Origin of the sequence: Actinomadura chokoriensis (assembly GCF_039529475.1) — a bacterium.
Classification (GTDB): Bacteria; Actinomycetota; Actinomycetes; order Streptosporangiales; family Streptosporangiaceae; genus Spirillospora; species Spirillospora bangladeshensis.
The window spans coordinates 247,928-261,641 of the sequence record NZ_BAAAMW010000005.1 but is presented as its reverse complement, the minus strand read 5'-3'; the positions used below and the strand labels follow the sequence as shown (position 1 = coordinate 261,641).

The following is a 13,714-nucleotide window of genomic DNA, read 5'->3' as shown; positions in this document are numbered from 1 at the left end:
CTCGCCTCCGACATCTCCGGGCGTCCACTGGAATCCTCCGGGACGAGGGAGAGGGCTGGAAGTAGAACGGCGTTCTGTGGAAAACCGGTGGTCCAGGCGGCGCGTGAGCTGGTGCCCACGGCGCGGGCGCGGAGGCGCCGTGCTGGGGGCGGTGGACGTCCCTGTCCCTGGTGATGGGATGGCGTTGACCGGAGACGACGTCTCCCGGGTCAACGCCACCGCAGTGTCCTGGGATCGGCTCAAAGGGACGCGCGTTCTGGCCAGCCCTCAAGGGGACGTCGGGCATCACCTTCGACGCCTGGTTCTTCGTTGTGCGGGCGTTGCGAGGTCGCGTCCGTCAGGCGGGGGACTCGGGTTCGGGGAGGAACAGGCAGAAGGGGTGGCCTGCGGGGTCGAGGTAGACGCGGACGTCGTCTTCGGGCTGGAAGTCCGCCAGGACGGCTCCCACGGCCTCCGCGTGGTCGCAGGCGGCCTCCAGGTCGTCCACCTCGAAGTCGAGATGGGCCTCGATCTGCTGGGTGCCCTCGGCGGCGGGCCAGGTCGGGGGTTCGTAGATCGGCTCCGTCTGGAAGGACAGGCCGGTGCCTCCCCCCGGCGGCCGCAGCTTCACCCAGTCGGCATGCTGCTGGACGACCGTCCACCCCAGGAGGCGCTGGTAGAAGTCGGCCAGCGCCTGCGGGTCGGGAGCGTCCAGAACGGGGGCGGAGAGTGCCATGCGCGGCGGTCGGCTCACGTTGGCTCCTGCGGCGTCGAGTCGGGTCGCGTACGCGAGTCCTCCGCGCACGCGGGCTGCGTAGGCGGATGCATCCCCGACTCGCGTCCGGATATACCCGCCGGCGCCATCCCGAACGACCTGGCCCACTGTTCGGCCGCGGGCATGCGGAAGGGCCCGCGGCCGGAACGGATCCGGCCGCGGGCCCCTCGCGTGGACGTCAGTCCTTGTTGAAGTTGACCGCGCCCTCGATGGGCGGCGGGCTGTCCGGGACGCCCGTCGGCTTCGGCACGCCCTTGAACGTGAACTTGGCGTTCTCCACCGAGTCCTTGTTCTCGGGGTCGAAGCCCTCGGTGCCCACGATCACGATCTGGCCCGGCTTCAGCTCGTTGTACAGGATCTTCTCGGACAGGTTGTCCTCGATCTCCCGCTGGATCGTCCGGCGCAGCGGACGGGCGCCGAGGACCGGGTCGTAGCCGCGGATGGCCAGCAGGTCCTTGGCCTCCTGCCGCAGCTCGATGCCCATGTCGCGGTCGTGGAGCCGCTCGTCCACCTTGGCGATCATCAGGTCGACGATCTGGATGATCTCCTTCGGCGTGAGCTGGTGGAAGACCACCGTGTCGTCGACGCGGTTCAGGAACTCGGGACGGAAGTGCTGCTTCAGCTCCTCCGACACCTTCGCCTTCATCCGCTCGTACGAGCCCTGCTCGTCGTTCTGACGGGCGAAGCCCATCGAGACGCCCTTGGAGATGTCCTTGGACCCCAGGTTCGTCGTCATGATGATGACGGTGTTCTTGAAGTCCACGACGCGGCCCTGCGCGTCGGTGAGGCGGCCGTCCTCCAGGATCTGCAGCAGCGAGTTGAAGATGTCCTGGTGGGCCTTCTCGATCTCGTCGAACAGGACGACCGAGAACGGCTTGCGGCGCACCTTCTCCGTCAGCTGGCCGCCCTCCTCGTACCCGACGTAGCCGGGCGGGGAGCCGAACAGCCGCGAGACGGTGTGCTTCTCCATGAACTCGGACATGTCGAGCTGGATCAGCGCGTCCTCGTCGCCGAACAGGAACTCCGCGAGCGTCTTGGACAGCTCGGTCTTACCGACGCCGGACGGGCCGGCGAAGATGAACGAGCCGCCGGGACGCTTCGGGTCCTTCAGGCCGGCGCGGGTGCGCCGGATGGACTGCGACAGCGCCTTTATGGCGTCGTGCTGGCCGATGACGCGCTTGTGGAGCTCGTCCTCCATGCGCAGGAGCCGGGTCGACTCCTCCTCGGTCAGCTTGAAGACCGGGATGCCGGTGGCGGTGGCGAGGACCTCGGCGATCAGCTCGTCGGTGACCTCGGCGACGACGTCCATGTCGCCGGCCTTCCACTCCTTCTCCCGCTGCGCCTTCTGGCCGAGCAGCTGCTTCTCGGAGTCGCGCAGCGCCGCGGCCTTCTCGAAGTCCTGCGCGTCGATCGCGGACTCCTTGTCGCGCCGCACGTCGGCGATCTTCTCGTCGTACTCGCGCAGGTCCGGCGGCGCGGTCATCCGGCGGATGCGCATCCGCGAGCCCGCCTCGTCGATCAGGTCGATCGCCTTGTCGGGCAGGAACCGGTCGCTGATGTAGCGGTCGGCGAGCTGCGCGGCCGCGACCAGCGCGCTGTCGGTGATCGACACGCGGTGGTGCGCCTCGTAGCGGTCCCGGAGGCCCTTGAGGATCTCGATCGTGTGGGACAGCGACGGCTCGGCGACCTGGATCGGCTGGAAGCGGCGCTCCAGCGCGGCGTCCTTCTCCAGGTGCTTGCGGTACTCGTCCAGCGTGGTGGCGCCGATGGTCTGCAGCTCGCCCCGCGCCAGCATCGGCTTCAGGATGGACGCGGCGTCGATCGCGCCCTCGGCGGCGCCCGCACCGACCAGCGTGTGGAGCTCGTCGATGAACAGGATGATGTCGCCGCGGGTGCGGATCTCCTTCAGCACCTTCTTCAGGCGCTCCTCGAAGTCACCGCGGTACCGGGACCCGGCGACGAGGGCGCCGAGGTCGAGGGTGTAGAGCTGCTTGTCCTTGAGCGTCTCGGGCACCTCGCCCTTGACGATCTTCTGCGCGAGCCCCTCGACGACGGCCGTTTTACCGACGCCGGGCTCGCCCACGAGGACGGGGTTGTTCTTGGTGCGGCGGGACAGCACCTGCATGACCCGCTCGATCTCCTTGTCCCGGCCGATGACCGGGTCGAGCTTGCCCTCGCGCGCCGCCTGGGTCAGGTTGCGGCCGAACTGGTCGAGGACGAGGGAGGTGGACGGAGCCGACTCCGAGGGACCGCCGGAGGCGGCCGGCTCCTTGCCCTGGTAGCCGTGCAGCAACTGGATGACCTGCTGGCGGACCCGGTTGAGGTCGGCGCCGAGCTTCACCAGCACCTGGGCGGCGACGCCCTCGCCCTCACGGATCAGCCCGAGCAGGATGTGCTCGGTACCGATGTAGTTGTGGCCGAGCTGCAGCGCCTCGCGCAGTGACAGCTCAAGGACCTTCTTGGCACGCGGAGTGAACGGGATGTGGCCCGACGGCGCCTGCTGACCCTGGCCGATGATCTCCTCGACCTGCTGGCGGACCGCCTCAAGGCTGATCCCGAGGCTCTCCAGAGCCTTGGCAGCGACACCTTCGCCCTCGTGGATCAGGCCCAGGAGGATGTGCTCGGTGCCGATGTAGTTGTGGTTGAGCATCCTGGCCTCCTCCTGAGCCAGGACGACAACGCGCCGCGCGCGGTCGGTGAACCTCTCGAACATCTCGTCGCTCCTCACAGAGCGGTTGGGCAGAGTCCGGAACGTCCGGAACTGTCCTTCCGCATGCTAGCCCGCCCCGAGGAGGCCGCCCGGTGCACTCCCACCAGGAGACGTTCCCCAGCTAAGCGCTGTTCAGTCTCATCCAACTACCGCATCGGTGCGTCATGTTCCCGCTACGCCGCAAGCGAACGGGGGCTTTCCGCAGGTCGATCGGGGCGCGGGCCGAGCCTGCCGAATGGGGGTAGGAGTTCCGCCCGCGCCGCCTGTGTACCTCGCCGCGTCCGCGCCGAACCCCGCTGCCGCTACGCCACAAGCGAACGGCCGAATCCGTTCCGCGCGTCGTTCCGCGGGATCGGTCGCGCGCATCGCGATGCGCATCGCTGCGCGGGCCGAATCGGCACGGCCGGACGGCCGGACGCCCCGGGAAACACGGCGTGACCGGACGGCCCGGGAAACGCACCCCGGCAGACCGCTCCGAAACGCCACGGGCCGGACGGCCGGAAACGCGGCGGAGACTGGACGACTCGTATAACACGGGCGGGGATGGATCGTGAAACGACGAACGGCCCGCCTCGTTAACGGAGACGGGCCGCCAGTGGAGAGCGGCTCAGCTGGCCGCCTCGTACTGCTCGATCACGTGTGCCGGGATGCGTCCGCGCTCATTGACCTTGATGCCATTGTTCTTGGCCCAGGCGCGGATCTCGGCGCTGCGTTCCCGGCTGGACGCGCCGCGCTGCCGGCGGCGACGCGAGACCGTGCCCGCCTTGCGGGACTTCTCCACGAACGGCTGCAGCGATTCCCGCAGCTTCGTTGCGTTGGCGCCACTGAGGTCGATCTCGTAGGAGGCGCCGTCGATCGAGAACGCTACGGTCTCGTCCGCCTCGCCACCGTCGAGGTCGTCGACGAGAAGCACCTGAACCTTCTGTGCCATGGGGACAGACCTTTCGGCTGGAGCAAACTTTCAATCGGTTGACAAAGATATACCGAGAACTCCGCGGATGACAATTCAAGGCTCGGCGATGAACCGGGAACCAACCGGGATCCGGTCGAAGTCGCCTTCCGCGCGGTGACCGGCCGTAATCGCGATCGCCGTTTCCGAAGCCTCCGGGGCCCGGGCGAGGGCCCGGCGCGGCTCGGTGCGCGTGAATTTCCTGCGCGGGGACGTCATGGAGGTTTTCGCACGTGACCGGTGTCACGGGCCACTGCGGCGGTCCACCGCGCCGACCTCGCATGACAGGTGCGACCGGGGCGGAGGAGCGGCCGTCCATTGGAGCGGGTTCACCGGGCTCCCGCTTTCGCGGAGATCATCCCCTGACCGGCGGATGTCGAGGGATAACGGCCGACTCGGCGGTCCCGAAAATCTGTTCCGCCGCCGGACGGCTCACGGTTCCGCCGCCCATACGCCGACCACCGGACGGGAAGTCGCCATCCCCGTGGCCATCGGCGATCCCGCCGAAGCCCGCCCTCGCCCTTGAAGGCTGGAAATCGGGAGATTGAGGCACAATCCGACCGCCCGATCTCCAGTTCTTCGCCCTCGGGGCACTGGAGCGGCGGGGCGAACGTGGTCCGCCAACCGCCGCCGCGCGCATGCGCGCGGGAAAGTCCGTTCCGGTGAGACGGTGTCGCATCAGAGTAAGTCCCGTACCGCTATGAAGCGACACCGCGGACGGGACAGTAGACGCCGCAGTAGTCGGCGCAGTGGGCGACACAGTAGACGGCGCAGTAGTCCGCGCGGTTGGCGGCGCGGCAACAGCGCGGGAAGCAACTTTCAATCCGGAGGCGGCATCCGGGACACGACACATCCCGGTGGATTCAGGGCCGTAACCGAACAAGCTGGGATTCGCCCGCGAACGCGAGCGTCCGAAACGGACCCGGGGCATCTCGGAAGGATGTAGAAGGCAAGTGAATACCGTCGTCCTGCGATAGATCGCCGAACGGACGGCGGCGTGGGGGATCAAGCCTCCCCGAGGGCGCCCGAACGGGCCTGAGCGGGCCTCAGAAGCCCTGGGAATCGCGGCGTGCGCGCTTTACAACGAGTGTCCCCGCGAGCCTGTCATGGACGGCCTGGCGGCGCGTCCCCTCGAACAGGACACCGGCGTTCACGACCCAGAAGACGCTCGCCAAGACGCCGAGGACGGGAATCGGGCGCACCGCGATCGGCAGCGAATAGACCGCGGCCCGGAGAACGCACTGCAGAACGCCGGGATGGCCGCCGGCCTCCACCTCGCCGGCCTCCACCTCGCCGGCCTCCACCTCGCCGGGCACGGCCCCCTCGGACGCTCCCCCATGCGGCGCAGCGCCTCCAGAAGCGGTCTCCGCCTCTGGAGGCGCGGTCACGGGCACGAAGCCCGGTACGGAGACGGGGATGCCCCCAAGGCCGCCCATGGGCGCGCCGCTCGCCTCCTCTGCGTCCGCCTTGCCCGCCTCTGCGGCGGGCAAGGCGGTGACGACCTCGATGCCAGCGAAGCGCTTGCCCAGCGTCCGGCCCCAGAGGGCCAGCTGGACCGCCTCGTACAGGAGCATGCAGCCGGCCACGGCGGGCGGCGCGACGACGTCCACCATGTGCCCGGACACCAGCTCGCGGACGACGACGATGACGGGCACGCCGACGACGAGCGTGTCGACGACGCGCGCCAGCAGCCGCTGGCCCGGTTCGGCAAGGGGAACCGCCATCGCGGCCCTACTCCGCGTACTCGGTGTATTCGGAGTACTCGTCGTATCCGGTCCGCTCGTCGATGACGAGCGTGCCGGCGAAACGGTCGTGCAGGGCCTGGTGCAGGGGCTGGTCCCAGATCGCCCACAGGTAGGCCATCACGCCGCCCACCCAGACAAGGGCCATCCCATACGCGGCGTACTCCCACACCATCACGGCGAGGATGAGGAAGAAGAAGACACCGACCTGGTAGCCGACGTGGACGATCCCCGCCCGCCACACCGCCTGCGTCGTGCTCATAGGACGTCCCGCAGGGCGCGCCTGGACGATGCCCAGGCCCAGGACGCGCTTGCCCAGCGTCCGTCCCCACATCGACAGCTGGACGGCCTCGTAGAGGAACGGCAGCACCGACATGACGCAGAACAGGGTGAAGATGATGGGCCAGTTCCAGATGCCGCCCTCGTCCTGGTCGCTGCCGCTCTTGTCGCCGAGCCCGAACGCGGCGACCGTCACGGGCAGGACGAGCGCGAACCCGAAGACGGCGACGAGAGCGTTGTCGATGACCCTGGCTCCGGCCCGCCGGAGGATCGGGGCCAGTTGCATCTCACCGCCGTGGGAGTCGCCGTACTGGTCGTAGGACGATTCGTAGGTCTGCCCCCAGTCCTGCTGGGGCTGCTGCTGCCACTGCTGCGTCGACGGCTGCCGCTGCTGGGGTTGCTGAGGCTGCTGCGGTTGCTGCCACTGGGGACCTTGGTACGGGGGCGGCGGGCCGTAGGAACCCTGCCCCTGCGGCTGCTGGTAACGCCGCCCGCGGTTGGGGGAATCGCTCATTTGGGTCAGTCCTCCAGGCGAAGCAACATCCGGGTGTTGCCCAACGTATTGGGCTTGACCCGATCGAGGTCCAAGAACTCTGCCACGCCTTCGTCGTAAGAGCGGAGAAGCTCCTCGTACACCTCTGGCGCCACCGGAGTCCCGAGGATCTGCTGGAAGCCGTGGCGGCCGAAGAACTCCACCTCGAAGGTAAGGCAGAACACCCGCCGCACGCCCAGTTCCCGCGCGGTGTCCAGAAGCCGCGTGACGATGCGGTGCCCGATGCCGCGTCCGCCGTGCCCCTTGTCCACGGCGACGGAGCGGACCTCCGCGAGGTCCTCCCACATCACGTGCAGCGCGCCGCAGCCGACGACGCGCCCCGGCGACCCCTGCCGGACGTCCTCGGCGACCCAGAACTCCTGGACGTCCTCGTACAGCTTCACCGTGCTCTTCTTCAGCAGGCGCCGCCCCGATCCGGCGTACAGATCGACCAGCCTGCGGATCTCCTGAACGTCGGCGGTACGGGCACGCCGGATCTCGACCTCCACAAACAGGCGAGATTATCGAACACCGGCTCCGGCCGAACGCACGCGTCCCCAACCGAACACAGGCGCGCCCAGACGTGCGGCGGGCGTTCTCCATGTGTGACTAGATAAAAACGACTAGGCCGAAGTCGCACACAAGTCGTCCACCCTCGAAAAAGTGACTCAAAACACAGTTCCCAACACGGGGCGTACTCGGCGGTCCAGCACGCCCCGCCCCGGCGACCTGCGATTTCATGGGTTCTGGTTGGCATCCATTGCGCGTTCCGTTAGTGTCCCGCTGACGTCGGCCACCCGCAGAACGGAGGCCGAACCGCCGAATCCGCGGGCCGCAACCAGCGCCCCGGGAGCCGGGGACCCACTTTCGGAGCGTCCGGGGCCGCCCCGGGCCGCCGCCGTGAGGGGTGAATCCGCAACGCCGCGGGATGACCCGCGCACGCTCGCGGACGGGCTGCTCCGGCCCCAACCCGTCAGCTAACCCGGTAGGCGGACGAGGAGAGGAGAATTCGTGCAGCAATCGCGGCCTGCTTCCCTTTCACGATTTCGCGGCCGCGCGGTCACCGTGGCCGGTGCGCTCATCGCGCTGACGGCCGCACCGCACGTCATCGCCCCGCACACCGTCGCCGTCGCGCACGCCGACCCGGAGCCCTCCACCAAGGAGCTCACCTCCAAGGCGTTCCAGCTCGCCGACCAGCTCGAGCAGCTCACCGAGCAGTACAACGGCATGAAGGTGAAGCTCGCCCAGTCCAAGCGCGCCGCCAAGGTCGCCACGGAGAACGCCGCGCGGCAGGAGAAGTCGCTCGAGGCCATCCGCCAGAAGGTCGGCGCCCTCGCCGCGACCAGCTACATGCAGGGCGGATCGGACCCGACGGTCTCGTTCGTCGCCTCCCAGGACCCGCAGGCCGTCCTCGACCAGGCCGCGACCCTGCACTACTTCGCCAAGCAGGACAGCACCAAGGTGCTCGGCCTCATGCAGGCCATGCAGGCCGCGCAGCGCGCCCGCAAGTCCTCCGAGGCGCGCGCCCAGCAGGTCAAGGACCTGCGGACCCAGCTCGACGCGCAGCGCAAGAAGATCACCGACGCGTACGAGAAGATCCGCGGCACGATCATCAAGCGGGACCCCGCGGCGCTCGCCAAGCTCCCCGTCATCGGCACCGGCAAGGCCGCGCAGGCGCTGCGGTACGCGATGGGCAAGCTCGGACGCCCCTACGTGTGGGGCGCCGCCGGTCCGAGCACCTTCGACTGCTCCGGCCTCACGATGTGGGCCTACAAGCAGGTGGGCATCAACCTCCCGCACTACACCGGCAGCCAGTGGAACGCGGGAACCCACGTGTCGCGCAGCCAGCTCCAGCCGGGCGACCTCGTGTTCTTCTACTCCGATCTCCACCACATGGGGATGTACATCGGCAACGGCAAGATGATCCACGCGCCGCACACCGGTGACGTCGTGAAGATCGCCTCCATGGCCGGACGTCCCTTCGCCGGCGGCGTCCGGGTCGCCTGACCCGCGCCCCCGCCGAAGATCTGCGCGCATCACGAGGAGACCCAGCGGACGCGGGGGTTCGCGAACGCCGTCCGCGGCGACGCCTTGTGCAGGGACCTACCTGCCTGGGCGCCGGCGCCGCCGCTGCGGGGTCGGACGGAATTCGACTGTGTTCGCCGCCTGGATCTCTGGATGACGCCCGCCCGTCCCCTGGCGGGCGTCGAGGGGTGAAGCCGCTAGATGAGCTGCCTCCGGGCCGCCCACACCACGGCCTCGATAGGGGTGTTGACCTCCAGCCGGTCGCAGATCGTCCGCAACCGGCGCCGCAAGGTCCGTGCGCTCAGCTCCAGCTTGCGTGCCGCCACATCGGCGGTGACACCGCTCGCGATCTGGGCGAGCAGCCGGATCTCCTCCTCGCTCAGCCCGAAATCGTCGGTGCCACGACGTGCGAGTGTGGCTGTTTCCACTCCGTCCTCCCTCGTCCGTGGTGATGACCGCGGGGATGCAGCCGTCCGCTGCACAGGCACGGGTTGGGCCTCTGTACGCGCGTTGGGTTGCCGGGTCCGGAGCCTTCCGGACTTAGATCATCGGGTTCCTTTTCTGTTTCGCGAGCTTGGCCGGAGGTGGCCGCCTGGCCGATTGCGGGGTCGTTCGGGGGAACTCCGGGTGACGATTCACTCGTTGGCCGTCCGAGGGAGCCGGGATGAGATCGCCAGCCATCCGCACCCGTCCCTCCTCGTTGGACTCGCCAGATCCCGCCGCGGAGCAAGATCGTGAATCGTTTCAAGCTACGCTTCGGCTCGGAACGCTAGGCGGCCGGATCCGGCCCGTCAAGCGCTGCCCAAATGCGCTATGTGACCGTGTGACCACACAGCGTGGCCGCATTATCGGTGGCATGCCGCGTATAACTCCACTACCTGGGAAAACACCCCCGGAGCGGGACGAGGAGCGAGTTGCCACAGACCAGTATTCGTGAGGTCGCGAGGCGGGCTGGAGTCTCAGTTGGGACCGTTTCGAATGTCCTAAACCGGCCAGATCTCGTGGCCGAAGCTACCCGTGACCGCGTCCGCGCGGCGATCGAGGAGCTCGGATTCGTGCGGAACGAGTCCGCCCGGCGGCTCCGCCGGGGCCCCGACCGCACCGCGGGCGAGTTCGGCGACCAGCCGCGCCGGGCCTTCGGCATCGTCGTCGAGGACCTCACCAACCCCTACGCGTCCGACGTCGCGCGCGGCGCCGAGGCCGCGCTGAACGAGGCGGGCCACGACGCCCTGTGGCTCTCCAGCGACCACCAGTCCGCCAAGGAGCGCCGCTCGCTGGAACTCCTGACGGAGCAGCGCGCGGCCGGGGTCCTGATCATCCCGGTCGGGCTGGGCCCCGGCGACATCTCGCGGCTGCGCGCCGCCGGCATGAGCGTGGTGCTGATCGACCGCGACTCCCCCCAGGCGTGCTCGGCGCGGGTCGACCATGTCGCGGGCGGGGAGATCGCCGCCGCCCACCTGCTCGGCATCGGCCGCGAGCGGATCGTGTTCGTGACCGGCGTCCCGGAGCCGCAGCCCTGCGTGGAGCGCCGCGACGGCGCCGCCCGGACGATCGTCGAGGCGGGCTTCACCAAGCCCCGCACGCTGGTCCAGGACGCGCTGAGCCCCACCGAGGGCCAGGCCGCCGCCCACGAGGTCATGGCGATGAGGCCGCGGCCGGACGGGGTGTTCTGCGCCAACGACCTGCTGGCCATCGGCCTGATCAACGAGCTGACCAGGCTCGGCGTCCGCGTCCCGGACGACATCGCCGTCATCGGCTACGACGACATCGAGCTCGCCGCGAGCGCCGCCGTCCCGCTGACCACGATCCGGCAGCCGCGCCGGGAACTGGGCTGGGAGGCCGCAGAGCTGGCGCTGGCCGAGATGAGCGAGGGCAAGTCGCACCAGCACCGCCAGGTCGTCCAGCGCCCCGAGCTCATCATCCGCGAAAGCGCTTAACGCCCCGGGCCGCCGTCAAGGACGACGGCGGGCCCGGCGGGCTCCCGGCCGTCCAGGCTATTGACAGATCGTCTTAAATCCGGGTGACTTAGGGCATGGAGGACAGGACGGGGCAGGCCGTGGAGGCCGAGGCCGCGGCGGTCCTCGGGTTCGATCCGGGTGATCCGGCCTTCCGGGCCGACCCTTACGCCCACTACCGCCGTCTCTCGCCCGCCGGAAACCGCCTGCACCGGACGGACGTCGGCCTCCGCGTGACGACCTCCTACAGCCTCTGCGAGCAGGTGCTGCGCGACCCCCGGTTCGGGCATCGCCCCGAGGGCGGCGGCCTGTGGCGCGAGTCGCGGGCGCCGAACCCGTCGTTCCTGACGATGGACCCGCCCGACCACACCCGGCTCAGGCGGCTGGTCAGCAAGGCGTTCACCCCGCGGCTCGTCGAGCGGCTGCGGCCGCGCGTGGAGGCGCTGGTCGACGGGCTGCTGGACGGGCTGTCCGGCGAGGTCGACCTGATCGCGGCGCTGGCGTATCCGCTCCCCGTCATCGTGATCAGCGAGATGCTCGGCGTCCCCGCGCGGGACCGCGACCTGTTCAAGGGCTGGTCCGACAGCCTCGCGCGCGGACTCGACCCCGACTTCCTCCTGCCGGAGGCCGAGATCGCCGAGCGCGAGACGGCCCGAGAGGAGTTCGCGGCCTACTTCCGGGAACTGGCGGCCGAACGGCGGCGGCGACCGCAGGACGACCTCCTGAGCGCCCTCGTGGGCGTCTCCGACGGCGGGGACGTCCTGTCGGAGGAGGAACTGCTCGCCACGTGCGTCCTGCTCCTCGTGGCGGGCCATGAGACGACCGTGAACCTCATCGGGAACGGCGCACTGGCGCTGCTCCGCGATCCCGTGCAGTTGGAGCTCTTCCGTGCGCGTCCTGGGAACGTCCAAGCGGCCGTTGAGGAATTGCTGCGCTACGACCCGCCCGTCCAGCTCACCCTCAGGGCCGCCCTAGAGGATGTCGACCTGGACGGGACGCTCATCGAGCGCGGCAAGCTCGTCCTACTGCTGACCGGTGCAGCCAACCGCGACCCGGCCGTCTTCGACGACCCCGACCGCCTCGACCTCGCGCGCTACACCGAGGGACGCGACACGCCGCGGCACCTGTCGTTCGGGCACGGCATCCACTTCTGCCTGGGCGCGCCGCTGGCCCGGCTGGAGGGCCAGGTCGCGCTGAAGAGGCTCTTCGAACGCGACGTGGCCCTCGCCGGAGCCGATCCCGCGGGCGGCGACCTGGTCTACCGGGACAACCTCGTCCTGCGGGGCCTGCGCGACCTGCCGGTCACTATTCGGGCTTGACCAGCGGGAACAGGATGGTGTCCCGGATGCCCTTGCCGGTGAACGCCATGATCATCCGGTCGATGCCGGCGCCCATCCCGCCGGTGGGCGGCATCGCGTACTCCAGGGCGCGCAGGAAGTCCTCGTCGAGCTGCATGGCCTCCGGGTCGCCGCCCGCGGCGAGCAGCGACTGCTCGGTGAGCCGGCGGCGCTGCTCGACGGGGTCGACGAGCTCGGAGTAGGCGGTGCCGAGTTCCGTCCCGAAGCCGATGAGGTCCCACTTCTCGGTGAGGAGGGGCTCCTCGCGGTGCTGGCGGGTCAGCGGCGACGTCTCGACCGGGTAGTCCATGACGAACGTGGGCTGGACGAGCGTGTGCTCGATCAGCTCCTCGAAGATCTCCTGGACGAGCTTGCCCTGACCCCACTTCGGGTCCCACGAGATGCCGTGCGCGTCCGCGAGCTTGCGGACGTCCTCGATCGGCGTGTGCGGGGTGATCTCCTCGCCCAGCTTCTCCGACACCGACCCGTACAGCGTGATGCGCGGCCACTGGGGCAGCCCGAGGTCGATCTCCACCCCGTCATGGACGACGACAGTGGTGTCCAGGGCGGCGACGACGGCCTTCTGGTACATCCGCTGGGTGAGGTCGGCCATGTCGTTGTAGTCGAGGTACGTGCCGTACGCCTCCAGCATCGTGAACTCCGGGTTGTGCGTGGAGTCCGCGCCCTCGTTCCGGAAGTTCCGGTTGATCTCGAAGACCTTCTCGATGCCGCCGACGACGAGCCGCTTCAGGTACAGCTCGATCGCGATACGGAGGTAGAGGTCCATGTCGTACGCGTTGATGTGCGTCGTGAACGGACGCGCCGCCGCCCCGCCGTGGATGGGCTGGAGCATGGGCGTCTCGACCTCGAGGTAGCCCTCGTCGTGCCAGAAGTCCCGGACGGCGCGCACGGTCGCGCTGCGGAGCCGCGCCATCTTCCGCGATTCGTCATTGACGATGAGGTCGACGTACCGCTGCCGGACCCGCGCCTCCGGGTCGGTGAGCCCGGCGTGCTTCTCCGGTAGCGGACGCAGGCACTTGGACGTGATGGCGAACCGGTCGGCCATGACCGACAGCTCGCCTCGGCGGGACGTGATGACCTCGCCCTCCACGCCGATGTGGTCGCCGAGGTCGACCTCCCGCTTCCAGAAGTCGAGCTGCTCCTGGCCGACCTTGGCCAGCGACAGCATGACCTGGAGGTCGCCGCCGCCGTCCCGGATCGTGGCGAAGCACAGCTTGCCGGTGTTGCGGATCAGCATGACGCGACCGGTGACGCCGACCTTCTCGCCCGTCTCGGTGCCCGGCTCCAGGTCCGGGTGTTTCTCCCGGATCTCGGCGATCGTCGCCGTCCGGGGGAAGGTCACCGGGTAGGGGTCGATCCCGCTCTCGCGGAGCCGGTCGAGCTTCTCCCGGCGCACGCGCATCTGCTCCG

General features: G+C 69.3%; 11 protein-coding genes and 1 riboswitch. Of the genes, 3 read left to right on the top strand and 8 right to left on the bottom strand.

Going from position 1 to position 13,714, the window contains the following annotated elements; translation table 11 throughout:
- Positions 1–337 precede the first annotated feature (337 nt).
- The 6 genes from ABFX46_RS14205 to ABFX46_RS14180 all read right to left on the bottom strand — a co-directional run bounded on the left by ABFX46_RS14205 (position 338) and on the right by ABFX46_RS14180 (position 7,475).
- Entirely contained in the window at positions 338–733 is a 396-nt protein-coding gene (locus ABFX46_RS14205) for a VOC family protein (protein WP_346042459.1), read from the bottom strand.
- A gap of 199 nt (positions 734–932) precedes the next feature.
- A complete protein-coding gene (locus ABFX46_RS14200) occupies positions 933–3,467 on the bottom strand; it encodes an ATP-dependent Clp protease ATP-binding subunit (RefSeq protein WP_346042458.1) in 2,535 nt (844 codons plus the stop codon).
- Positions 3,468–4,071: 604 nt separating this feature from the next.
- Positions 4,072–4,395, bottom strand: a complete 324-nt coding sequence (locus ABFX46_RS14195; RefSeq protein ID WP_131938000.1) for a histone-like nucleoid-structuring protein Lsr2 — start codon at positions 4,393–4,395, stop codon at positions 4,072–4,074.
- A 1,064-nt stretch (positions 4,396–5,459) separates the two neighbouring features.
- On the bottom strand, positions 5,460–6,137 hold the full coding sequence (locus tag ABFX46_RS14190; RefSeq protein WP_346042457.1) for an RDD family protein: 678 nt from the start codon (positions 6,135–6,137) through the stop codon (positions 5,460–5,462).
- 7 nt (positions 6,138–6,144) lie between these two features.
- Positions 6,145–6,948, bottom strand: coding sequence for an RDD family protein (locus ABFX46_RS14185; protein ID WP_346042456.1), 804 nt, complete (start codon positions 6,946–6,948; stop codon positions 6,145–6,147).
- 5 nt (positions 6,949–6,953) lie between these two features.
- Entirely contained in the window at positions 6,954–7,475 is a 522-nt protein-coding gene (locus tag ABFX46_RS14180) for an amino-acid N-acetyltransferase (protein WP_428831254.1), read from the bottom strand.
- Between the two features lie 298 nt (positions 7,476–7,773).
- Positions 7,774–7,974, top strand: a riboswitch (cyclic di-AMP (ydaO/yuaA leader).
- Between the two features lie 57 nt (positions 7,975–8,031).
- On the opposite strand from ABFX46_RS14180, the gene ABFX46_RS14175 reads away from it, so the two are divergent.
- Positions 8,032–8,973: a C40 family peptidase gene (locus tag ABFX46_RS14175; RefSeq protein WP_346042455.1), complete on the top strand. Its 942-nt coding sequence runs from the start codon at positions 8,032–8,034 to the stop codon at positions 8,971–8,973.
- A 215-nt stretch (positions 8,974–9,188) separates the two neighbouring features.
- On the opposite strand, the gene ABFX46_RS14170 is transcribed toward ABFX46_RS14175, so the two are convergent.
- Entirely contained in the window at positions 9,189–9,419 is a 231-nt protein-coding gene (locus ABFX46_RS14170; protein WP_021591725.1) for a transcriptional regulator, read from the bottom strand.
- 486 nt (positions 9,420–9,905) lie between these two features.
- On the opposite strand from ABFX46_RS14170, the gene ABFX46_RS14165 reads away from it, so the two are divergent.
- Together ABFX46_RS14165 and ABFX46_RS14160 are read left to right on the top strand one after the other, a co-directional pair.
- Positions 9,906–10,928 (top strand): LacI family DNA-binding transcriptional regulator, encoded by a 1,023-nt coding sequence (locus ABFX46_RS14165; protein WP_346042454.1) that lies wholly within the window; start codon positions 9,906–9,908, stop codon positions 10,926–10,928.
- Between the two features lie 95 nt (positions 10,929–11,023).
- Positions 11,024–12,265: a cytochrome P450 gene (locus ABFX46_RS14160; RefSeq protein WP_346042453.1), complete on the top strand. Its 1,242-nt coding sequence runs from the start codon at positions 11,024–11,026 to the stop codon at positions 12,263–12,265.
- Here ABFX46_RS14160 and lysX read toward each other — a convergent pair.
- Positions 12,252–13,706, bottom strand: a complete 1,455-nt coding sequence (gene lysX / locus ABFX46_RS14155; RefSeq protein WP_346042717.1) for a bifunctional lysylphosphatidylglycerol synthetase/lysine--tRNA ligase LysX — start codon at positions 13,704–13,706, stop codon at positions 12,252–12,254. The two genes, ABFX46_RS14160 and lysX, sit on opposite strands and share 14 nt — an antisense overlap.
- Between the last annotated feature and the right edge of the window lie 8 nt (positions 13,707–13,714).